The sequence below is a fragment of the Streptomyces sp. NPDC057877 genome, from assembly GCF_042796855.1.
In the GTDB taxonomy this organism is placed as follows: Bacteria; Actinomycetota; Actinomycetes; order Streptomycetales; family Streptomycetaceae; genus Streptomyces.
In genome coordinates, this window is the sequence record NZ_JBHVMS010000007.1 from 408,626 (window position 1) to 431,143 (window position 22,518).

A 22,518-nucleotide genomic window follows, 5' to 3' on the forward strand; every position below is an offset into this window, starting at 1 on the left:
GTGCCCGGACGCCGTCGGCACGCGCGCGTGGCTACGATGGGCCAGCCGGTGGCCAGCAGGGGCCGCACGGCGACCCTGACCCTCGGGAAGGCCATGCTGAACAAGTACGCGCGTGCTTTCTTCACGCGTGTTCTCACACCGTTCGCCGCTTTTTTGATCCGGAGGGGCGTCAGTCCCGACACCGTCACGCTGATCGGCACGGCGGGTGTGATGGCGGGCGCGCTGGTCTTCTATCCCCGGGGAGAGTTCTTCTGGGGCACGGTGGTCATCACCCTGTTCGTGTTCTCCGACCTCGTCGACGGGAACATGGCCCGCCAGCTGGGCCGCTCCAGCCGCTGGGGCGCCTTCCTCGACTCCACCCTGGACCGGGTCGCCGACGGCGCGATCTTCGGCGGCTTCGCGCTGTGGTACGCGGCCGGTGGTGACGACATCGTGCTGTGCGCGGTGTCGATCTTCTGTCTGGCCAGCGGGCAGGTGGTGTCGTACACCAAGGCGCGCGGTGAGTCGATCGGGCTGCCGGTCGCCGTCAACGGTCTGGTCGAGCGTGCCGAGCGGTTGGTGATCTCCCTGGTCGCGGCCGGGCTCGCGGGCATGCACGACTTCGGGGTGCCCGGCATCCAGTACCTGCTGCCGATCGCGCTGTGGATCGTCGCCGTCGGCAGCCTCGTCACGCTGGTCCAGCGCGTCGTCACGGTGCGCCGGGAGTCCGCGGAGGCGGAAGCGGCGGCGGAGGCGGAGGCCGCGTCGGGCGCGCGGGAGAACGCCGGGAAACCGTCCCAGGGCAGCGGGGCGACGGCATGAGCGCCCAGGACCGCCTGTCGGACGCGTTGTACGGCGTCGGCTGGGGGACCGTGAAGAGGCTCCCCGAGCCGGTCGCCGTACGGCTCGGACGCACCATCGCCGACGTCGCCTGGAAGCAGGGCGGCAAGGGGGTGCGGCGGCTGGAGAGCAACTACGCGCGCGTGGTGCCCGACGCGAGTCCGGAGCGCCTGGCCGAGCTGACCCGCGCGGGCATGCGTTCGTACCTGCGGTACTGGATGGAGTCCTTCCGGCTCCCGGCCTGGAACGCCGAGCGCGTCATGAGCGGCTTCGACCCGAAGGACCTGCACCACCTGACCGACGGCCTGGCAGCCGGAAAGGGCGTGGTCCTGGCGCTCCCGCACCTGGCCAACTGGGACCTGGCGGGCGCCTGGGTCACCACGAAGCTCGAAATCCCCTTCACCACGGTCGCCGAGCGCCTGAAACCGGAATCCCTCTACGACCGCTTCGTGGCCTACCGCGAGGGCCTCGGCATGGAGGTCCTGCCGCACAGCGGCGGCACCGCCTTCGGCACGCTGGCCCGGCGGCTGCGCGACGGCGGTCTGGTCTGCCTGGTAGCCGACCGCGACCTGTCGGCCTCCGGCGTCACGGTGGACTTCTTCGGCGCCGAGGCCCGGATGCCCGCCGGTCCCGCCCTCCTCGCCCAGCAGACCGGCGCGCTGCTGCTGCCGGTGACACTCTGGTATGACGACTCACCGGTCATGCGGGGCCGGGTCCATCCGCCGGTGGAGGTTCCCGAGTCAGGTACGCGCGCCGAGAAGACGTCTGTCATGACACAGGCGCTGGCGAACGCCTTCGCCACCGGCATCGCCGAGCACCCGGAGGACTGGCACATGCTGCAACGGCTCTGGCTCGCGGACCTCGACCCCGCGCGAGACCCTTCGAAGGGACCTTCGTGAGGATCGGCATCGTCTGCCCGTACTCCTGGGACGTGCCCGGCGGCGTCCAGTTCCACATCCGTGACCTGGCCGAGTACTTCATCCGCCTCGGGCACGAGGTGTCCGTCCTCGCCCCGGCCGACGACGACACCCCGCTGCCGCCGTACGTGGTCTCGGCGGGACGCGCGGTCCCGGTGCCGTACAACGGCTCGGTGGCCCGGCTGAACTTCGGCTTCCTGTCGGCCGCGCGGGTACGGCGCTGGCTGCACGACGGCGCCTTCGACGTCATCCACATCCACGAACCGACCTCGCCCTCGCTGGGCCTGCTGACCTGCTGGGCGGCGCAGGGCCCGATCGTGGCGACCTTCCACACCTCCAACCCGCGCTCGCGCGCGATGATCGCCGCGTACGCCATCCTCCAGGCCGCGCTGGAGAAGATCAGCGCGCGGATCGCGGTGAGCGAGTACGCCCGCCGCACCCTGGTCGAGCATCTCGGCGGGGACGCGGTGGTCATCCCCAACGGCGTCGACGTGGACTTCTTCGCCCGGGCCGAGCCCAAGCCGGAGTGGCAGGGCGACACCATCGGCTTCATCGGCCGCATCGACGAGCCCCGCAAGGGCCTCCCGGTGCTGATGAAGGCCCTGCCGAAGATCCTCGCCGAGCGCCCGCAGACCCGGCTGCTGGTGGCGGGCCGCGGCGACGAGGAGGAGGCCGTCGAGTCCCTCCCCGAGAACCTCCGCCCCCGCGTCGAGTTCCTCGGCATGATCAGCGACGAGGACAAGGCCCGGCTGCTGCGCAGCGTCGACCTGTACGTGGCCCCCAACACCGGCGGCGAGAGCTTCGGCATCATCCTCGTCGAGGCCATGTCGGCGGGCGCCCCCGTCCTCGCCTCCGACCTCGACGCCTTCGCCCAGGTCCTCGACCACGGCTCCGCGGGCGAACTCTTCACCAACGAGGACGCCGACGCCCTCTCCCAGGCAGCCCTGCGCCTCCTCGCCGACCCCCAACGCCGCACCGAACTCCGCGAACACGGCAGCACCCACGTCCGCCGCTTCGACTGGTCGACCGTCGGCGCCGACATCCTCTCCGTCTACGAGACGGTCACCGCGGGCGCTGCGGCCGTGGCAACGGACGAGCGGGCGACGGGACTGCGGGCGCGGTTCGGCTTGGCGAGGGACTGAGGGCCGGGCTCGCTGGAGGAGCGGCGTACGCACAGCCAATTGGCGAGGGACTGAGGTGCGGGTTTCGCTGGGGGAGCGGCGCCCTCACAGCCAAGGTCGGCTCACATCAGCCCGTCCGGCGTTTGAGGACGAGGCCCGTTCAGGGCCGAAGCGGGGGTCCGGGGGCGGCAGCCGCGAGACCTTGGCAGGCGAGCAGCCCCGGCCAACTCGGTCCGGCCCGTCCGGTGCGTGCGGACGAGGCCCGTCCAGGGCCGACAGCGGGGGCCTGGGGGCGGCAGCCCCCAGACGCCCAGGGGAGGCACCTCCACCCCGCCACCCCCAACCCAGCGGAGCGCCCCGGTAGCCTTGCCGCCCGTGACCGCAACCCTCATCTGGATCCTGGTCGCCCTCGTCGCGATCGGCCTGTACCTGAGCTGGACCGCGGGACGGCTGGACCGCCTGCACGCCCGGATCGACGCCGCCCGCGCCGCCCTGGACGCACAACTGCTGCGCCGGGCCTCCGTGGCGCAGGAACTGGCCACCTCGGGCGTCCTCGACCCGGCCGCGTCGATCGTCCTGTACGAGGCCGCGCACGCCGCCCGGCAGGCCGAGGAGGAGCAGCGGGAGGTCGCCGAGAGCGAGCTGAGCCAGGCGCTGCGGGCGGTCTTCGCCGACCCGGGCCAACTGGACGAGATCCGCGCCGCTCCCGGCGGTGAGGCCGCGGCCCGGGAGCTGGCCGAGGCGGTCCGCCGGGTGCCGATGGCCCGGCGCTTCCACAACGACGCCGTTCGCGCGGCACGGGCCCTGCGGCGCCACCGCAAGGTGCGCTGGTTCCGGCTGGCCGGGCACGCCCCGTTCCCGCTGGCCTTCGAAATGGACGACGAGCCGCCCACCGCGCTGCTGGAGCGGGCCGCCTGAGCGTCGTATTCCGGACACCCCTCGTTCAGAAAACGAGCCACCGCTTCCTCATTGGCCCTTGCTGTGGCCTGCATACCTCACGTTTCCTCAGTGCTGGCAGCAGCCCTCTTTCACTTCAGTGAGGTCAATCCCGTGTCCAGCACGCTCTCCGAGAACCAGACCCCCGAGACCGGCACCGCGCGCGTGAAGCGCGGTATGGCCGAGCAGCTCAAGGGCGGCGTGATCATGGACGTCGTCACGCCGGAGCAGGCGAAGATCGCCGAGGACGCGGGCGCCGTCGCCGTCATGGCCCTGGAGCGGGTCCCCGCCGACATCCGCAAGGACGGCGGCGTGGCCCGGATGTCCGACCCGGACATGATCGAGGGCATCATCGACGCCGTATCGATCCCGGTGATGGCCAAGTCCCGCATCGGCCACTTCGTCGAGGCCCAGGTGCTCCAGTCGCTCGGCGTGGACTACATCGACGAGTCCGAGGTCCTCACCCCGGCCGACGAGGTCAACCACTCCGACAAGTGGGCCTTCACCACCCCCTTCGTCTGTGGCGCCACCAACCTGGGCGAGGCCCTGCGCCGGATCGCCGAGGGCGCGGCCATGATCCGCTCCAAGGGCGAGGCCGGTACCGGCAACGTCGTCGAGGCGGTCCGCCACCTGCGCCAGATCAAGAACGAGATCGCCCGCCTGCGCGGCTACGACAACAACGAGCTGTACGCCGCCGCCAAGGAGCTGCGCGCCCCGTACGAGCTGGTCAAGGAGGTCGCCGAGCTGGGCAAGCTGCCCGTCGTGCTGTTCTCCGCCGGTGGCGTGGCCACCCCGGCCGACGCCGCGCTGATGCGTCAGCTGGGTGCCGAGGGCGTCTTCGTCGGCTCCGGCATCTTCAAGTCCGGCGACCCGGCCAAGCGCGCCGCCGCCATCGTGAAGGCCACCACCTTCTACGACGACCCGAAGATCATCGCCGACGCCTCCCGCAACCTGGGCGAGGCCATGGTCGGCATCAACTGCGACACCCTCCCCGAGGCCGAGCGCTACGCGAACCGGGGCTGGTAATGACCGCTCCCGTAGTCGGAGTGCTCGCACTCCAGGGCGACGTACGGGAGCACCTCATCGCCCTGGCCGCGGCCGACGCCGTGGCCAGGCCGGTGCGGCGCCCCGAGGAACTCGCCGAGGTCGACGGCCTGGTCATCCCCGGCGGTGAGTCCACGACCATCTCCAAGCTGGCCGTCCTCTTCGGCCTGATGGAGCCCCTCCGCGCGCGCGTGCGCGACGGTATGCCCGTCTACGGCACCTGCGCCGGGATGATCATGCTCGCCGACAAGATCCTCGACCCGCGCTCCGGCCAGGAGACCATCGGCGGCATCGACATGATCGTGCGCCGCAACGCCTTCGGACGGCAGAACGAGTCCTTCGAGGCGACGGTCGACATCCGCGGCGTCGACGGCGATCCTGTGGAGGGCGTCTTCATCCGCGCCCCGTGGGTGGAGTCCGTGGGCGCCGCCGCCGAGGTGCTCGCCGAGCACGAGGGCCACATCGTCGCCGTCCGCCAGGGCAACGCGCTGGCCACGTCGTTCCACCCGGAGCTGACCGGCGACCACCGCGTGCACGCGCTGTTCGTCGACATGGTGCGCGCGAGCCGGGCGCCCGAGTCCTTGTAGGATCTCTGACGTTCGTCATTGGATGGGTTACGCGAAGGAGACAGGCAGATGTCCGGCCACTCTAAATGGGCCACGACGAAGCACAAGAAGGCCGTCATCGATGCCAAGCGCGGCAAGCTCTTCGCGAAGCTGATCAAGAACATCGAGGTCGCGGCCCGCATGGGCGGCGTCGACCTGGACGGCAACCCGACGCTCTACGACGCCGTGCAGAAGGCGAAGAAGTCGTCGGTGCCGAACAAGAACATCGACTCGGCCATCAAGCGCGGCGGCGGCCTCGAAGCGGGCGGCGCCGACTACGAGACGATCATGTACGAGGGCTACGGCCCCAACGGCGTCGCGGTGCTCATCGAGTGCCTCACCGACAACCGCAACCGCGCCGCCTCCGAGGTCCGCGTCGCCATGACCCGCAACGGTGGCTCGATGGCGGACCCGGGCTCCGTGTCGTACCTCTTCAACCGCAAGGGCGTCGTGATCGTCCCGAAGGGCGAGCTGTCCGAGGACGAGGTCCTCATGGCGGTCCTGGACGCGGGTGCGGAGGAAGTGAACGACCTCGGCGAGAACTTCGAGGTGATCAGCGAGCCGACCGACCTGGTCGCGGTGCGCACCGCCCTCCAGGACGCGGGCATCGACTACGAGTCCGCCGACGCCAACTTCGTCCCGACCATGCAGGTCGAGCTGGACGAGGAGGGCGCCAAGAAGATCTTCAAGCTGATCGACGCCCTGGAGGACAGCGACGACGTGCAGAACGTCTTCGCCAACTTCGACGTCAGCGACGAGATCATGGAGAAGGTCGACGCGTAGCGCCGCCGCCGCGAGCGGGGCGTTCTCGGCGGGCCGGTGGGACACGTCCCACCGGCCCGCCGCTGTTGTCAGTGGCGACGGATAGCCTGATGAAGGTAAAAGATCGCCGTCCATGGGCCGCAACCATCGATTGCGGGACCACGACGGTGCTCGGCCAGGTCCGCGAGAGCGGCGGCGGTTCAGCCGCAGAGGAGGGCGGGGCGCGTGCGCGTGCTGGGGGTGGACCCGGGACTGACCCGGTGCGGCGTCGGCGTCGTCGAGGGCGTGGCGGGTCGGCAGCTGACCATGCTGGGGGTCGGAGTCGTCCGCACCGCCGCGGACGCCGAGCTGGGTGACCGCCTCGTCGCCGTCGAGCGCGGCATCGAGCAGTGGCTCGACGAACACCGGCCCGAATTCGTCGCCGTGGAGCGGGTGTTCAGCCAGCACAATGTGCGCACCGTGATGGGCACCGCCCAGGCCAGCGCCGTCGCCATGCTCTGCGCCGCCCGCCGCGGCATCCCCGTCGCCCTGCACACCCCGAGCGAGGTCAAGGCCGCCGTCACGGGCAGCGGACGCGCCGACAAGGCGCAGGTCGGGGCCATGGTCACCCGGCTGCTCAGGCTCAGCGCGCCCCCGAAGCCCGCCGACGCCGCCGACGCCCTCGCGCTCGCCATCTGCCACATCTGGCGCGCCCCCGCGCAGAACCGGCTCCAGCAGGCCGTGGCCCTGCACACCGCACACGCATCGAAAGGCCGTACGGCATGATCGCCTTCGTCAGCGGCCCGGTCGCCGCCCTCGCCCCGGACTCCGCGGTCGTCGAGGTGGGCGGGATCGGCATCGCCGTCCAGTGCACGCCCAACACGCTCTCCGGACTGCGCACCGGCCAGCAGGCCAGGCTCGCCACCTCCCTCGTGGTGCGCGAGGACTCCCTGACCCTGTACGGCTTCGCGGACGACGACGAGCGGCAGACCTTCGAGCTGCTCCAGACCGCGAGCGGCGTCGGCCCGCGCCTCGCCCAGGCCATGCTGGCGGTGCACTCCCCGGACGCCCTGCGCAGAGCCGTCGCGACCGGCGACGAGAAGGCGCTCACCGCCGTGCCCGGCATCGGCAAGAAGGGCGCCCAGAAGCTCCTGCTGGAACTGAAGGACCGCCTCGGCGAGCCCCTCGGCACCCCCGCCGTCGGCACCCCGGTCAGCCAGGGCTGGCGCGACCAGCTGCACGCCGCCCTGATCGGCCTGGGCTACGCCACCCGCGAGGCCGACGAGGCCGTGTCCGCCGTGGCCCCCCAGGCCGAGGCCGCCGACGGTGCGCCCCAGGTCGGACAACTGCTGAAGGCCGCCCTCCAGACCCTGAACCGAGCCCGCTGAACCACCGGACACCGAGGCACACATGAACTGGGACGACACGACCGACAGCCCCGCCGCCGAGCGGCTCGTCGGTGCGTCCGCCGACCGTGAGGACCAGGCCGTCGAGGCCGCCCTGCGCCCCAAGGACCTGGACGAGTTCATCGGCCAGGAGAAGGTCCGCGAACAGCTCGACCTCGTGCTGCGCGCCGCACGCGCCCGTGGCGCCACCGCCGACCACGTCCTGCTGTCGGGCGCCCCCGGCCTCGGCAAGACCACCCTGTCGATGATCATCGCGGCCGAGATGGGCGCCCCCATCCGGATCACCTCGGGGCCCGCCATCCAGCACGCCGGTGACCTCGCGGCGATCCTCTCCTCCCTCCAGGAGGGCGAGGTCCTCTTCCTCGACGAGATCCACCGCATGTCCCGGCCCGCCGAGGAGATGCTCTACATGGCGATGGAGGACTTCCGCGTCGACGTCATCGTCGGCAAGGGCCCCGGCGCCACCGCCATCCCCCTGGAGCTGCCGCCGTTCACCCTGGTCGGCGCCACCACCCGCGCGGGCCTGCTGCCGCCCCCGCTGCGCGACCGCTTCGGCTTCACCGCGCACATGGAGTTCTACGAACCCACCGAACTGGAGCGCGTCATCCACCGCTCCGCCGCCCTGCTGGACGTGGAGATCGCCGGGGACGGCGCCGCCGAGATCGCGGGCCGCTCCCGCGGCACCCCCCGCATCGCCAACCGGCTGCTGCGCCGGGTCCGCGACTACGCCCAGGTCAAGGCCGACGGCGTGATCACCAAGGACATCGCCGGTGCCGCCCTCGCGGTGTACGAGGTCGACGCCCGCGGCCTGGACCGCCTGGACCGCGCCGTCCTGGAGGCCCTGCTCAAACTGTTCGGCGGCGGCCCGGTCGGCCTGTCCACGCTCGCCGTCGCCGTGGGGGAGGAGCGGGAGACCGTGGAGGAGGTCGCCGAGCCCTTCCTGGTCCGCGAGGGACTGCTCGCCCGCACCCCGCGCGGGCGTGTCGCCACCCCCGCGGCATGGGCGCATCTCGGCCTCACCGCCCCGGGCCCGAGCGCTGTAGGAAACGGACAACAGGACTTGTTCGGGACGTGACGGTGAGGACATTCGCATGGTCAGGAACCCCGGTGCCATGCTGAGCGTTGTTCCATGCGCGCGGACTCGCTTAGACTCCGCCGATGCCGCCTCCCTTGCGGCGGCAAGCACACCCCCAACCATCAGGCCGCTCACCAACGCGGTCGTGTGAAGGAAGTTCCGACCCGTGAGTCTCGTGACCCTCCTCCCGTTCATCGTGCTCATCGGGGCCATGTTCCTGATGACCCGGTCGGCCAAGAAGAAGCAGCAACAGGCCATCGACATGCGGAACCAGATGCAGCCCGGTTCCGGTGTCCGCACGATCGGGGGCATGTACGCCACGGTCAAGGAAGTCAACGAGGACACCGTCCTCCTCGACGCCGGACCGGGTGTGGAGCTGCTCTTCGCCAAGAACTCCATCGGTGCCGTCCTGACCGACGACGAGTACAACCGCATCGTGCACGGCATCGAGCACGACCTGAAGTCCGACGTGGTCCCGGACGACGCCTCCTCCCTCACCGAATCCGACGAATCCGACGAGTCCGTCGACGCGGCCTCCGACGCCGACACCTCCGCCGACAAGTCCGTCGACCTCGGCAAGAAGGACACGGCCGAGGAGCCGTCCGCCGCCGGAGCGAAGTCGGACGAGGAGCCGAAGAAGACCGACGGCGACTCCGAGGCGAAGTAGTGGTGTCCCGGGGCGCGTGGGCGGGACCCGCGCACCCCGGGACATGCTCGTCGCGTACGGGATCCCCACACCATGGCACGGCCGCTCGCCCGCAGACCCGGCGCGAGGCGGCCCGAGAGGGAGTACGAGAAGGTGGCAGCACCTAAAAAGGGCCGGAGCGCGAGCGCTCAGAGCAAGCCGGTGCGCTCGCTGGTCCTGATTCTGATCGCCATCGTGGCGCTCACCGCGGGCATGTTCATCTCCGGGCACACCACCCCGCGTCTCGGTATCGACCTGGCCGGCGGCACGAGCATCACGCTCCGTGCGGTCCCCGAGGACGGCAACGAGTCGGCGATCAACAAGACCAACATGGACACGGCGGTCTCCATCATGGAGCGCCGCGTCAACGGTCTCGGTGTCTCCGAGGCGGAAGTCCAGACCCAGGGCGATCGCAACATCATCGTCAACATTCCCAAGGGCACCAACTCCAAGCAGGCCCGGGAACAGGTCGGCACCACCGCCAAGCTGTACTTCCGGCCGGTCCTGGCCACCGAGCCCACCGGCGGCGCCGCGGCGAGCCCCTCGCCGAGCGCCTCGGGGGAGGCCACCGGTTCCGCCAGCCCGTCCGCGTCGGAGTCCCCTTCCGACAAGGAGTCCGCGACCGGCACCGAGAGCGCCGATGAGTCCCCGTCGGCCTCCGCCACCACTCAGGGCCGCGCCGTCACCGACGCGCTGAAGGCCGACCCCACCCCGTCCGCGACCGACTCGGCCTCCGCCAGCGCCAGCCCCTCCGCGACCGACGAGGGCGCCGCCTCCGACAGCAAGGTCCAGGAGGAGTACGCCGCGCTCGACTGCTCCAAGGAAGCCGTCCGCACCGAGGCCGGTGAGGGCGCCAAGCCCGAGGACACCACCGTCGGCTGCGGCGAGATCCAGGGCGTCTGGTACAAGTACCTGCTCGGCCCGGCCGGTGTCGACGGCACCGAGGTCGACGACGCGCAGGCCGTCTACGACACCCAGAGCGGCGCCGGCTGGAAGGTCCAGATGGACTTCTCCTCCGCCGGTGCCAAGAAGTTCGCCGACATCACCGGCCAGCTCGCCCAGAACCAGCAGCCGCAGAACCAGTTCGGCATCGTCCTGGACGGCGAGGTCGTCTCCAGCCCGTACGTCAGCCAGTCCATCACCGGCGGCAACGCGGAGATCTCCGGCAGCTTCACCCAGGACGAGGCCCAGAGCCTCGCCAACATGCTCTCCTACGGCGCCCTGCCGCTGACCTTCCAGGAGGACAGCGTCACCACGGTGACCGCGGCGCTCGGCGGCGACCAGCTCGAGGCCGGTCTGATCGCGGGCGCCATCGGCCTCGCGCTGGTCGTGCTCTACCTGGTGATCTACTACCGCGGCCTGTCGTTCATCGCCATCGCCTCGCTGCTGGTCTCCGCGGCGCTCACCTACGTGATCATGTCGCTGCTCGGCCCGGCCATCGGCTTCGCGCTGAACCTCCCGGCCGTCTGCGGCGCCATCGTCGCCATCGGCATCACGGCGGACTCGTTCATCGTCTACTTCGAACGCGTCCGCGACGAGATCCGCGAGGGCCGCTCGCTGCGCCCCGCCGTCGAGCGGGCCTGGCCGCGCGCCCGGCGCACCATCCTGGTCTCCGACTTCGTGTCGTTCCTCGCCGCGGCGGTGCTGTTCGTCGTCACCGTCGGCAAGGTCCAGGGCTTCGCGTTCACGCTCGGTCTGACGACCGTGCTCGACGTCGTGGTGGTGTTCCTGTTCACCAAGCCGCTGCTGACGCTGATGGCGCGCCGGAAGTTCTTCGCGAGCGGTCACCGCATGTCCGGCCTGGACCCGAAGGCCCTGGGCGCCAAGCCCCCGCTGCGCCGCACCCGCCGCCCCGCCGTCCCCGTCGACCCGAAGGAGGCGTGAGATGTCGAAGCTCGGCAACCTCGGCGCCCGACTCCACCGTGGCGAGGTCGGTTACGACTTCGTCGGCAACCGCAAGTTCTGGTACGGCATCTCGATCCTGATCACCATCACGGCGATCGTCGGCCTGGCGGTGCGCGGCCTGAACATGGGCATCGAGTTCCAGGGCGGCGCCGTCTTCACCACCCCGAAGACGTCCGTGTCGGTGTCCCAGGCCCAGGAGTACGCGGAAGAGGCCTCGGGTCACGACGCCATCGTCCAGAAGCTCGGCAACGGCAGCCTGCGCATCCAGATCGCGGGCACGGACACCAGCAAGTCCGACCAGATCAAGAACACCCTCGCCGAGGACCTGAAGGTCGACGAGGAGAAGATCAACGCCGAACTGGTCGGTCCCAGCTGGGGTGATCAGATCGCCAACAAGGCCTGGCAGGGCCTGGGCATCTTCCTGGTCCTCGTGGTGATCTATCTGGCGATCGCCTTCGAGTGGCGGATGGCGGTCGCCGCGTTCGTCGCGCTGATCCACGACATCACCATCACGGTCGGCATCTACGCCCTGGTCGGCTTCGAGGTCACGCCGGGCACGGTGATCGGTCTGCTGACCATTCTTGGTTACTCGCTCTATGACACGGTCGTCGTCTTCGACAGCCTCAAGGAACAGACCAAGGACATCGGCAAGCAGACCCGCTGGACCTACAGCGACATCGCCAACCGCTCGATCAACAGCACCCTGGTCCGCTCGGTCAACACCACCGTGGTCGCGCTGCTGCCGGTGGCGGGCCTGCTGTTCATCGGCGGCGGTGTCCTCGGCGGCGGCATGCTCAACGACATCTCGCTGTCGCTGTTCGTCGGCCTCGCGGCCGGTGCGTACTCCTCGATCTTCATCGCCACGCCGCTCGTCGCCGACCTCAAGGAACTCGAGCCGGAGATGAAGGCGCTGAAGAAGCGCGTCCTCGCCAAGCGGGCCCAGGGCGGCGAGCAGCCCGAGCCCGCGGGCGCGACCGTCTCCGACGACGAGTACGACGACGAGCCCGCGGACGCCGCCCCGGCGGTCGTCGGCCCGCGCAACCAGCCCGCGTCCCGTGGCCGGGGCCGTGGCCGCCCCTCGGGGAAGCGCCGATGACCGACGTCACCGACATCAAGGGGCTGCTGCTCAGCCGCATCCGCGATGTGGCCGACTACCCGGAGCCGGGCGTGATGTTCAAGGACATCACCCCGCTCCTGGCGGACCCGGCGGCGTTCGGCGCGCTGACCGACGCCCTGGCGGAGATCGCCGTACGGCAGGCCGCCACGAAGATCGTCGGCCTCGAGGCCCGCGGCTTCATCCTGGGCGCCCCGGTCGCCGTCCGCGCGGGCGTCGGCTTCATCCCCGTACGCAAGGCGGGCAAGCTCCCCGGAGCGACCCTGAGCCAGGCCTACGACCTGGAGTACGGCTCCGCGGAGATCGAGATCCACGCCGAGGACCTGACCGCCGACGACCGCGTCCTGGTCGTCGACGACGTCCTCGCCACCGGCGGCACCGCCGAAGCCTCCCTGGAACTGATCCGCCGCTCCGGCGCCCAGGTGGCGGGCGTGGCCGTCCTGATGGAACTGACCTTCCTGAACGGCCGCCCCCGCCTGGAGTCCTCCCTGGCGGGAGCCCCCCTGGAGTCCCTCCTCACCATCTGAACCCCACCCGCGCGCCCAGCACCGAGCCTCACCGCTGGGCGCGCAGGCATGTCTCCGGGGCGGAAGCCTCCCCGTGCGCGGGCGTGCGAGGCGGCTGGTCGCGGGGGAGGCGGATCTCATGCAACCGCTCCATCCAGGCGGCGCAGAGCCTTCAGCGAAGCCCCAGGACACCGCCGAGACAGGGCGGAAGGAATCCCGCGGGAGCCCCTTGCGTTTCTCGGGTACACGGCCCTCACATTGGCCTGAAGGCGATCCCGGAGCACGGGATCGCTACCATGGGGTCTCCGGAGCCTGACCGGGGGACCCGGATCGCGCACGAGGAGCCCTCTTGCCAGACGAGGCCCAGCACCTGACCGCCGCCAAGCCCGAGCCCGCCCCGGGCCCCGCGGCCAAGCCCGCGCCGGACGCCAGGAACGACGCCCGCGGGCCGGTCGAGCACGGCCCCGCGCCCGCTCCGAAGGCCGCTGAGCCGCGCCCCAAGCCATCCCCCACCCTCGACTCCGCGCGAGCGGGGGGACCCTCGTCTCCCGAGCGCCCCGCCGTCCGCCCCGCCACGCCCCCGATCCGCCCGGCCTCGGCCCAGCCCGTCCGCACCGGCTCCTCCAACCGCGTACGCGCCCGCCTCGCCCGCCTCGGCGTCCAGCGCGCCAACCCGTACAACCCCGTCCTGGAGCCGCTGCTGCGGATAGTGCGCAGCAACGACCCCAAGATCGAGACGTCGACGCTCCGCCAGATCGAGCGCGCCTACCAGGTCGCCGAGCGCTGGCACCGCGGCCAGAAGCGCAAGAGCGGCGACCCCTACATCACGCACCCCCTCGCCGTCACCACCATCCTCGCCGAGCTGGGTATGGATCCGGCCACCCTGATGGCGGGCCTGCTGCACGACACCGTCGAGGACACCGAGTACGGCCTGGACGACCTCCGCCGTGACTTCGGCGACGTGGTCGCCCTGCTCGTCGACGGCGTCACCAAGCTGGACAAGGTCAAGTTCGGCGAGGCCGCGCAGGCCGAAACCGTGCGCAAGATGGTCGTGGCCATGGCCAAGGACCCGCGCGTCCTGGTCATCAAGCTCGCCGACCGCCTGCACAACATGCGCACCATGCGCTACCTCAAGCGCGAGAAGCAGGAGAAGAAGGCGCGCGAGACCCTGGAGATCTACGCGCCGCTCGCCCACCGCCTGGGCATGAACACCATCAAGTGGGAACTGGAGGACCTCGCCTTCGCGATCCTCTACCCCAAGATGTACGACGAGATCGTCCGGCTGGTGGCCGAGCGGGCACCGAAACGTGACGAGTACCTGGCCATAGTGACCGACGAGGTCCAGCAGGACCTGCGCGCCGCCCGCATCAAGGCCACCGTCACCGGCCGCCCGAAGCACTACTACAGCGTCTACCAGAAGATGATCGTCCGCGGCCGTGACTTCGCGGAGATCTACGACCTGGTGGGCATCCGCGTACTGGTCGACACCGTCCGCGACTGCTACGCCGCCCTCGGCACCGTGCACGCGCGATGGAACCCGGTCCCCGGCCGGTTCAAGGACTACATCGCGATGCCCAAGTTCAACATGTACCAGTCGCTGCACACGACGGTCATCGGCCCCAACGGCAAGCCGGTCGAACTCCAGATCCGCACGTTCGACATGCACCGCCGCGCCGAGTACGGCATCGCCGCGCACTGGAAGTACAAGCAGGAGGCCGTCGCCGGTGCCTCCAAGGTCCGCACCGACGTGCCCAAGGCGTCCGGCAAGGACAAGGACGCCATCAACGACATGGCGTGGCTGCGCCAGCTCCTGGACTGGCAGAAGGAGACCGAGGACCCCGGCGAGTTCCTGGAGTCCCTGCGCTTCGACCTCTCCCGCAACGAGGTCTTCGTCTTCACCCCCAAGGGCGACGTCATAGCGCTCCCGGCCGGGGCCACCCCCGTCGACTTCGCCTACGCGGTGCACACCGAGGTCGGCCACCGCACCATAGGGGCGCGGGTCAACGGCCGCCTCGTACCGCTGGAGTCCACCCTCGACAACGGCGACCTGGTGGAGGTCTTCACCTCCAAGGCGGCCGGTGCCGGGCCCTCCCGCGACTGGCTCGGCTTCGTCAAGTCACCGCGCGCCCGCAACAAGATCCGCGCCTGGTTCTCCAAGGAGCGCCGGGACGAGGCGATCGAGCAGGGCAAGGACGCCATCGTCCGCGCGATGCGCAAGCAGAACCTGCCGATCCAGCGCATCCTCACCGGCGACTCCCTGGTCACCCTCGCGCACGAGATGCGCTACCCGGACATCTCCGCGCTGTACGCGGCGATCGGCGAGGGCCATGTCTCCGCGCAGAACGTCGTGCAGAAGCTCGTCCAGGCGTTCGGCGGTGAGGAGGCCGCCACCGAGGAGATCGACGAGAGCGTGCCGCCGTCGCGCGGGCGCGGCCGCAAGCGCCGCACCAGCGCCGACCCGGGCGTGGTCGTCAAGGGCGTCGAGGACGTGTGGGTCAAGCTGGCCCGCTGCTGTACGCCCGTCCCCGGGGACCCGATCATCGGCTTCGTCACCCGCGGTAGCGGCGTATCGGTTCACCGCAGCGACTGTGTGAACGTGGAGTCACTGTCCCGCGAGCCCGAGCGCATCCTCGAGGTGGAGTGGGCGCCCACCCAGTCCTCGGTCTTCCTGGTCGCCATCCAGGTCGAGGCCCTGGACCGCTCCCGGCTCCTCTCGGACGTCACCCGCGTCCTGTCCGACCAGCACGTCAACATCCTCTCGGCGGCTGTCCAGACCTCCCGCGACCGCGTCGCCACCTCCCGCTTCACCTTCGAGATGGGCGACCCGAAACATCTCGGCCATGTGCTGAAGGCGGTCAGGGGAGTGGAGGGCGTGTACGACGTCTACCGCGTGACGTCGGCCCGCAGCAGGTCGTAAGGACGGCAGGACGCAGACGACGAAAGGGGCTCCCCTCGACGGGGGAGCCCCTTCATGTCGTACGGCTTCCGCCGCCGAAGTCGTACGGCTGTCAGCCGCCGAACTCCTGGAGACCCTTCAGCGCCTGGTCCAGCAGCGCCTGGCGGCCCTCCAGCTCACGCTCCAGCTTGTCGGCCTTGGCGTTGTTGCCCTGGGCACGCGCCTGGTCGATCTGGCCGCGCAGCTTGTCCACGGCGGCCTGGAGCTGACCGGTCAGACCCTCGGCACGCGCGCGTGCCTCCGGGTTGGTCCGGCGCCACTCGGCCTCCTCGGCCTCCTGGATGGCGCGCTCGACCGAGTGCATCCGGCCCTCGACCTTGGGGCGGGCGTCGCGCGGGACATGGCCGATGGCCTCCCAGCGCTCGTTGACCGAACGGAAGGCGGCGCGGGCGGCCCGCAGATCGGTGACCGGGAGGATCTTCTCGGCCTCCTCGGCCAGTTCCTCCTTGAGCTTCAGGTTCTCCGACTGCTCGGCGTCCCGCTCGGCGAAGACCGAACTGCGGGCGGCGAAGAAGACGTCCTGGGCGCCGCGGAAGCGGTTCCACAGGTCGTCCTCGTGCTCGCGCTGGGCGCGGCCCGCGGCCTTCCACTCCGACATCAGCTCGCGGTAGCGCGCGGCCGTGGGACCCCAGTCCGTCGAACCGGACAGCGCCTCGGCCTCGGCGACCAGCCGCTCCTTGGTCTTGCGGGCCTCCTCGCGCTGCGCGTCCAGCTGCGCGAAGTGCGCCTTGCGGCGCTTGGAGAACGCCGACCGGGCGTGCGAGAACCGGTGCCACAGCTCGTCGTCCGACTTGCGGTCGAGCCGCGGCAGGTTCTTCCAGGTGTCCACCAGCGCCCGCAGCCGCTCACCGGCGACCCGCCACTGGTCGGACTGGGCCAGCTCCTCGGCCTCGGTGACCAGGGACTCCTTGGCCTGGCGGGCCTCGTCGGTCTGCCGGGCCCGCTGCGCCCTGCGCTCCTCGCGGCGCTTGTCCACCAGCTCGACCAGCTTGTCCAGCCGCGCCCGCAGCGCGTCCAGGTCACCCACGGCGTGGTGCGCGTCGACCTGCTCGCGCAGATGACCGATGGCGGTCTGGGCGTCCTTCGCCGACAGGTCGGTGGTCTGCACTCGCTTCTCGAGGAGGCCGATCTCGACAACCAGGCCCTCGTACTTGCGCTCGAAGTAGGCCAGCGCCTCCTCAGGGGAGCCTGCCTGCCAGGAACCGACGACCTGCTCGCCGTCGGCCGTACGCACGTACACGGTCCCCGTCTCGTCGACGCGGCCCCACGGGTCGCTGCTCACAGCGCCTCCTCCACATGATGCCTGCGGAGGGCGTCGGCTCCCCCGGGCATCGTCCACAGTTTCGTCACGGCCAACATAGGCGACCGGCGGGTTGCCTGTCCGCATCCCGCGCGACCGAAATTACGCAGTTGGCGGTCAGGATTTGCTGACCGTGGCCTTGTTGATCACAACGGTCGCGTTCGGTGCTCCGTCACCGGCTCCGGTGTTCTCACCGGCGTCGGCGATCTTCTTGAGCACGTCCATGCCGGACTCCGAAACCGTACCGAACGGTGTGTAGTTGGGCGGCAACTGGCTGTCCTGGTAGACCAGGAAGAACTGGCTGCCGCCGCTGTCCTTCTGTCCAGTGTTCGCCATCGCGACCGTGCCCGCAGGGTAGACGTTGTCCTTCAGGCTCTTGTCCTTCAGGTTCTCGTCCGGGATGGTGTAGCCCGGCCCGCCGGTGCCGCTGCCCGTCGGGTCGCCGCACTGGAGCACGTAGATGCCGTTCGTGGTGAGCCGGTGGCACTTCGTGTGGTCGAAGTACCCCTTCTTCGCCAGGAACTCGAACGAGTTCACCGTGTGCGGGGCGGCCGACGCCTTCAGGTCGACGCCTATGTCACCGCACGTCGTCGCCAGCGTCATCGTGTACTTCGCCGACTCGTCGATGGTCATCGCCGGTTCCTTCTTCCAGCTCATCGACTCGACCTCACCCTTCGCGGGCTTGTCGCACGGGTCGGGCGCCTTGCTGGTGGGCTGGGCGCTGGGGGTGACCTCCGCGCCCGCGTTGCTCTTGTCGTCGTCGTCACCCTTGAGGGTCCCTGCCGTGTACAGCGCGAGGCTGCCCACCAGCACCACGCCGAGTACCGACGCGATCACCCCGTTGCGCGTGCGAGCCTTGCGCCGTGCCTGGGTGCGCCGCTGCTGCTGCCGCAAGAACTTCTCCCGGGCGAGCTGACGCCGCCGCTGTTCCTGGCTGACCACCGGGTCTACTCCTCGTGCGTCTGATTACGTCGACGGGTTACGCGCCTGGAGTCAACCGCGCGCGTGTGTGCCCCGTACCGTATATGGGTTCGCTGAGGAATCGGCAGCGCCGGTAGGCTCTGACCTCAGGCGCAGCCCATTCACAAGCCACTCGAACCGACACAACGAAGGACGATCGTGCTCATTGCCGGGTTCCCCGCCGGGGCCTGGGGGACGAACTGTTATCTCGTCGCCCCCGCCGCCGGTGAGGAGTGCGTGATCATCGACCCCGGCCACCAGGCCGCCCAGGGTGTCGAGGAGGCCATCGCCAAGCATCGCCTCAAGCCCGTCGCCGTCGTCCTCACCCACGGCCACATCGACCATGTCGCCTCGGTCGTCCCCGTGTGCGGCGCGCACGACGTACCGGCCTGGATCCACCCCGAGGACCGGTTCATGATGAGCGACCCCGAGAAGGCCCTCGGCCGCTCCATCGGGATGCCGCTGATGGGCGAACTGACCGTCGGTGAGCCGGACGACGTCAAGGAACTCGCCGACGGGGCGCGGCTGGAGCTGGCGGGCCTGGAGCTGTCGGTCGCGCACGCGCCGGGCCATACCAAGGGGTCGGTGACCTTCGGCATGCCCGAGGCGGCGGACATCCCGCCGATCCTGTTCTCGGGCGACCTGCTGTTCGCCGGCTCCATCGGACGCACCGACCTGCCCGGCGGCGACCCGGCCGAGATCCTCGAATCGCTGGCCCGCGTGTGCCTGCCGCTCGACGACTCGACCGTGGTCCTGTCCGGCCACGGTCCCCAGACGACCATCGGCCAGGAGCGCGCCACCAACCCGTATCTGCGGCAGGTGGCGGCCGGCCAGGGAGCACCGCAGGCTCCCCGACGAGGAATGTGACGAGAGACTTCCGTGAGCACCTTCAAGGCCCCCAAGGGCACGTACGACCTGATCCCGCCGGACAGCGCCAAGTTCCTCGCGGTGCGTGAGGCGATCGCCGCGCCGCTGCGCAACTCCGGCTACGGCTACATCGAGACGCCCGGCTTCGAGAACGTCGAGCTGTTCGCGCGCGGGGTCGGGGAGTCGACCGACATCGTGACCAAGGAGATGTACGCCTTCGAGACCAAGGGTGGCGACCGGCTCGCCCTGCGCCCCGAGGGCACCGCCTCCGTCCTGCGCGCCGCCCTGGAAGCCAACCTGCACAAGGCGGGCAACCTCCCCGTCAAGCTCTGGTATTCGGGCTCGTACTACCGCTACGAGCGTCCCCAGAAGGGCCGTTACCGCCACTTCTCCCAGGTCGGCGCCGAGGCGATCGGCGCGGAGGACCCGGCGCTCGACGCCGAGCTGATCATCCTGGCCGACCAGGCGTACCGCTCGCTGGGCCTGCGTGACTTCCGCATCCTGCTGAACAGCCTGGGCGACAAGGAGTGCCGCCCGGTGTACCGCGGGGCCCTCCAGGACTTCCTGCGCGGCCTGGACCTCGACGAGGACACCCTGCGGCGCGCCGACATCAACCCGCTGCGCGTCCTGGACGACAAGCGTCCGGACGTCCAGAAGCAGCTCACCGACGCCCCGCTGCTGCGGGACTACCTGTGCGACGCCTGCAAGGCGTACCACGAGGAGGTCCGCGAGCTGCTCACGGCGGCGGGCGTGGCCTTCGAGGACGACCCGAAGCTGGTGCGCGGCCTGGACTACTACACCCGCACCACCTTCGAGTTCGTCCACGACGGCCTCGGTTCGCAGTCCGCGGTGGGCGGCGGCGGCCGTTACGACGGCCTCTCCGAGATGATCGGCGGCCCCGCCCTGCCGTCCGTCGGCTGGGCCCTCGGCGTCGACCGCACGGTGCTGGCCCTGGAGGCGGAGGGCATCACCCTCGAACTCCCCGCCACCACCAGCGTCTTCGCCGTCCCCCTCGGCGAGGAGGCCCGCCGCCTGCTGTTCGGCAAGGTCACCGAACTCCGCAAGAACGGCATCGCGGCGGACTTCTCGTACGGCGCCAAGGGCCTCAAGGCCGCAATGAAGGCCGCCAACCGCTCGGGCGCCCGCTACACCCTCGTCCTCGGCGAACGCGACCTCGCCGAGGGCGTCGTCCAGCTCAAGGACATGGAGTCCGGCGAGCAGACGGCGATCGGCGTGAACGAGATCGTGGCGGAACTGGAGTCGCGGCTCGGCTGACGCCGCAGGGGGGTGGGCTCGGCCGTATGTCCTTATGCGGAACGAACGGTGAGCACACAGGCGTGTACGGCACAATGACCCGTGCCGGAAGCAGGCCCACCCCCCCAGTGACGGAATCGGCGTGATGAGCAAGACCACAGTGCAGGACGTCTCCACCGGACCCGAGCCGCAGCGTGCCGCCGCGAAGGAGCGGGCCGTGGGCGGCAGCCGGGCGCTCGCGCTGCTGCTGGTCGTCACCGGCGCGGCGGGGCTGCTGGCCGCGTGGGTCATCACGATCGACAAGTTCAAGATCCTCGAGGCCAAGGTCGCGGGCGAGACGTTCACCCCCGGGTGCAGCCTGAACCCGGTGGTCTCCTGCGGCAGCGTGATGGAGAGCGACCAGGCCTCCGTCTTCGGCTTCCCCAACCCGATGCTCGGCCTGGTCGCCTACGGCATCGTGATCGGCGTCGGCATGGCCCTGCTCGCGCGGGCCCGCTTCCCGCGCTGGTACTGGCTCACCTTCAACGCGGGCACCCTCTTCGGCGTCGTCTTCTGCGCCTGGCTGATGTTCCAGTCGCTGTACCGGATCAACGCGCTGTGCCTGTGGTGCTCCCTGGCCTGGGTCGCCACGATCGTCATGTTCTGGTACGTGACCTCGTTCAACGTCCGCAACGGCTTCCTCCCGGCCCCCGGCTGGCTCAAGGGGTTCTTCGAGGAGTTCACGTGGGTCATGCCGGTGCTGCACATCGGCGTCATCGGCATGCTGATCCTGACCCGCTGGTGGGACTTCTGGCTCAGCTGACGGCCCGGCCCGCGTTGTCGGTGCGGTGATTTAGGGTTCTGAGCGTGGAGCCCGATCTGTTCACCGCCGCAGCCGAAGACCGCCAGGAGAAGGAGCCGTCCAGCAGCCCCCTGGCCGCGCGGATGCGCCCGCGCACCCTGGACGAGGTCGTGGGCCAGCAGCACCTGCTCAAGCCCGGCTCACCCCTGCGCCGCCTGGTCGGCGAGGGCGCCTCGGGCCCGGCGGGACCGTCCTCGGTGATCCTGTGGGGCCCGCCCGGCACCGGCAAGACGACCCTCGCCTACGTCGTCTCCAAGGCCACCAACAAGCGCTTCGTGGAGCTGTCCGCGATCACCGCGGGCGTCAAGGAGGTCCGCGCGGTCATCGACGGCGCCCGCCGCGCCACCGGCGGGTACGGCAAGGAGACCGTCCTCTTCCTCGACGAGATCCACCGCTTCAGCAAGGCCCAGCAGGACTCCCTGCTCCCCGCCGTGGAGAACCGCTGGGTGACGCTGATCGCCGCGACCACCGAGAACCCGTACTTCTCGGTGATCTCCCCACTGCTCTCCCGCTCCCTGCTGCTCACCCTCGAACCCCTCACCGACGATGACATCCGCGCCCTGCTGCGCCGCGCCCTCGCCGACGAGCGCGGCCTGAAGGACGCCGTCACCCTCCCCGAGGACACCGAGGCCCACCTCCTGCGCATCGCGGGCGGCGACGCCCGGCGCGCCCTGACCGCCCTGGAGGCCGCCGCCGGGGCCGCGCTCGACAAGGGCGAGACGGAGATCGCCCTGACGACGCTGGAGGAGACCGTCGACCGCGCGGCGGTGAAGTACGACCGCGACGGCGACCAGCACTACGACGTCGCCAGCGCCCTGATCAAGTCCATCCGTGGCTCCGACGTCGACGCGGCCCTGCACTACCTGGCCCGGATGATCGAGGCCGGGGAGGACCCCCGCTTCATCGCCCGCCGCCTGATGATCTCCGCCAGCGAGGACATCGGCCTGGCCGACCCGAACGCCCTGCCCCTGGCGGTCGCCGCCGCCCAGGCCGTCGCCATGATCGGCTTCCCCGAGGCCGCCCTCACCCTCAGCCACGCCACCATCGCCCTCGCCCTGGCCCCCAAGTCCAACGCCGCGACCACCGCGATAGGCGCCGCCCTGGACGACGTACGCAAGGGGCTGGCGGGACCCGTGCCGCCCCATCTGCGGGACGGGCACTACAAGGGTGCGGCCAAGCTGGGGCACGCGCAGGGGTACGTCTACCCGCACGACCTGCCGGAGGGCATCGCCGCCCAGCAGTACGCGCCGGACGCCCTGAAGGACCGCGCGTACTACACGCCGACCCGGCACGGCGCCGAGGCGCGCTACGCGGACGCGGTGGAGTGGACCCGTAAGAACCTCGGTCGGAAGCGGTCCTGAGCACCCTGTAGACTGCTGCGAAGTGCTGAGTCCCGTGCCGTCAGAGCGGGACAGCCAGCCGGAGCCCCCAGCGGGCTCCAGGAGCGTCGCGCACCGTCGAAGGTG

The 22,518-nt window shown here is 70.5% G+C and carries 21 protein-coding genes; 19 read left to right on the top strand and 2 right to left on the bottom strand.

Translation table 11 applies throughout. The annotated features are described in order from the left end of the window. Positions 1 to 36: 36 nt before the first annotated feature. From pgsA to ACFVQG_RS23495, 15 genes are all read left to right on the top strand, one after another. Complete coding sequence (gene pgsA / locus ACFVQG_RS23425) at positions 37 to 801, top strand: phosphatidylinositol phosphate synthase (protein WP_383387076.1); 765 nt, start codon at positions 37 to 39, stop codon at positions 799 to 801. Then, the gene (locus ACFVQG_RS23430) at positions 798 to 1,718 is read left to right on the top strand and encodes a phosphatidylinositol mannoside acyltransferase (protein ID WP_383386633.1); all 921 of its coding nucleotides are present in this window, start codon (positions 798 to 800) and stop codon (positions 1,716 to 1,718) included. The genes pgsA and ACFVQG_RS23430 overlap by 4 nt, the downstream gene beginning before the upstream one ends. After that, a complete protein-coding gene (locus ACFVQG_RS23435; protein ID WP_383386636.1) occupies positions 1,715 to 2,878 on the top strand; it encodes a glycosyltransferase family 4 protein in 1,164 nt (387 codons plus the stop codon). Before ACFVQG_RS23430 ends, ACFVQG_RS23435 begins: the two co-directional genes overlap by 4 nt. Before the next feature lie 354 nt (positions 2,879 to 3,232). Further along, positions 3,233 to 3,775: a hypothetical protein gene (locus ACFVQG_RS23440; protein ID WP_383386639.1), complete on the top strand. Its 543-nt coding sequence runs from the start codon at positions 3,233 to 3,235 to the stop codon at positions 3,773 to 3,775. A 132-nt stretch (positions 3,776 to 3,907) separates the two neighbouring features. Further along, on the top strand, positions 3,908 to 4,819 hold the full coding sequence (gene pdxS / locus ACFVQG_RS23445; protein ID WP_383386642.1) for a pyridoxal 5'-phosphate synthase lyase subunit PdxS: 912 nt from the start codon (positions 3,908 to 3,910) through the stop codon (positions 4,817 to 4,819). Beyond that, entirely contained in the window at positions 4,819 to 5,424 is a 606-nt protein-coding gene (gene pdxT / locus ACFVQG_RS23450; protein ID WP_383386645.1) for a pyridoxal 5'-phosphate synthase glutaminase subunit PdxT, read from the top strand. Before pdxS ends, pdxT begins: the two co-directional genes overlap by 1 nt. Before the next feature lie 48 nt (positions 5,425 to 5,472). After that, entirely contained in the window at positions 5,473 to 6,225 is a 753-nt protein-coding gene (locus tag ACFVQG_RS23455) for a YebC/PmpR family DNA-binding transcriptional regulator (RefSeq protein WP_383386648.1), read from the top strand. 204 nt (positions 6,226 to 6,429) lie between these two features. Further along, complete coding sequence (gene ruvC / locus ACFVQG_RS23460; RefSeq protein ID WP_383386650.1) at positions 6,430 to 6,969, top strand: crossover junction endodeoxyribonuclease RuvC; 540 nt, start codon at positions 6,430 to 6,432, stop codon at positions 6,967 to 6,969. After that, on the top strand, positions 6,966 to 7,571 hold the full coding sequence (gene ruvA, locus ACFVQG_RS23465; protein ID WP_383386653.1) for a Holliday junction branch migration protein RuvA: 606 nt from the start codon (positions 6,966 to 6,968) through the stop codon (positions 7,569 to 7,571). The genes ruvC and ruvA overlap by 4 nt, the downstream gene beginning before the upstream one ends. A gap of 22 nt (positions 7,572 to 7,593) precedes the next feature. Beyond that, entirely contained in the window at positions 7,594 to 8,664 is a 1,071-nt protein-coding gene (gene ruvB / locus ACFVQG_RS23470) for a Holliday junction branch migration DNA helicase RuvB (RefSeq protein WP_383386656.1), read from the top strand. Between the two features lie 166 nt (positions 8,665 to 8,830). After that, on the top strand, positions 8,831 to 9,331 hold the full coding sequence (gene yajC / locus ACFVQG_RS23475) for a preprotein translocase subunit YajC (RefSeq protein ID WP_383386659.1): 501 nt from the start codon (positions 8,831 to 8,833) through the stop codon (positions 9,329 to 9,331). 132 nt (positions 9,332 to 9,463) lie between these two features. Further along, on the top strand, positions 9,464 to 11,233 hold the full coding sequence (secD, locus tag ACFVQG_RS23480; RefSeq protein ID WP_383387079.1) for a protein translocase subunit SecD: 1,770 nt from the start codon (positions 9,464 to 9,466) through the stop codon (positions 11,231 to 11,233). A 1-nt stretch (position 11,234) separates the two neighbouring features. Beyond that, a complete protein-coding gene (gene secF, locus ACFVQG_RS23485; RefSeq protein ID WP_383386661.1) occupies positions 11,235 to 12,350 on the top strand; it encodes a protein translocase subunit SecF in 1,116 nt (371 codons plus the stop codon). After that, entirely contained in the window at positions 12,347 to 12,895 is a 549-nt protein-coding gene (locus ACFVQG_RS23490; protein WP_383386664.1) for an adenine phosphoribosyltransferase, read from the top strand. Before secF ends, ACFVQG_RS23490 begins: the two co-directional genes overlap by 4 nt. A 328-nt stretch (positions 12,896 to 13,223) precedes the next feature. After that, the gene (locus ACFVQG_RS23495; RefSeq protein ID WP_383386667.1) at positions 13,224 to 15,791 is read left to right on the top strand and encodes a RelA/SpoT family protein; all 2,568 of its coding nucleotides are present in this window, start codon (positions 13,224 to 13,226) and stop codon (positions 15,789 to 15,791) included. 91 nt (positions 15,792 to 15,882) lie between these two features. Here ACFVQG_RS23495 and ACFVQG_RS23500 read toward each other — a convergent pair whose 3' ends face one another. Both ACFVQG_RS23500 and ACFVQG_RS23505 read right to left on the bottom strand, forming a co-directional pair. Beyond that, entirely contained in the window at positions 15,883 to 17,112 is a 1,230-nt protein-coding gene (locus ACFVQG_RS23500; RefSeq protein ID WP_383386670.1) for a DUF349 domain-containing protein, read from the bottom strand. Positions 17,113 to 17,247: 135 nt separating this feature from the next. After that, on the bottom strand, positions 17,248 to 18,072 hold the full coding sequence (locus ACFVQG_RS23505) for a peptidylprolyl isomerase (RefSeq protein WP_383386673.1): 825 nt from the start codon (positions 18,070 to 18,072) through the stop codon (positions 17,248 to 17,250). A gap of 177 nt (positions 18,073 to 18,249) precedes the next feature. Between ACFVQG_RS23505 and ACFVQG_RS23510 the strand changes: the two genes are divergently transcribed. The 4 genes from ACFVQG_RS23510 (at position 18,250) to ACFVQG_RS23525 (ending at position 22,413) form a co-directional block, all read left to right on the top strand. Next, positions 18,250 to 18,957 (top strand): MBL fold metallo-hydrolase, encoded by a 708-nt coding sequence (locus ACFVQG_RS23510; RefSeq protein WP_383386674.1) that lies wholly within the window; start codon positions 18,250 to 18,252, stop codon positions 18,955 to 18,957. 12 nt (positions 18,958 to 18,969) lie between these two features. After that, positions 18,970 to 20,232 carry a histidine--tRNA ligase gene (hisS, locus tag ACFVQG_RS23515; protein WP_383386677.1) on the top strand — a complete coding sequence of 421 codons (1,263 nt, stop codon included), beginning with the start codon at positions 18,970 to 18,972 and terminating at the stop codon, positions 20,230 to 20,232. A gap of 124 nt (positions 20,233 to 20,356) precedes the next feature. After that, entirely contained in the window at positions 20,357 to 21,013 is a 657-nt protein-coding gene (locus ACFVQG_RS23520) for a vitamin K epoxide reductase family protein (RefSeq protein WP_383386680.1), read from the top strand. A 44-nt stretch (positions 21,014 to 21,057) separates the two neighbouring features. Next, positions 21,058 to 22,413 carry a replication-associated recombination protein A gene (locus ACFVQG_RS23525; protein ID WP_383386683.1) on the top strand — a complete coding sequence of 452 codons (1,356 nt, stop codon included), beginning with the start codon at positions 21,058 to 21,060 and terminating at the stop codon, positions 22,411 to 22,413. Positions 22,414 to 22,518: the final 105 nt, after the last annotated feature.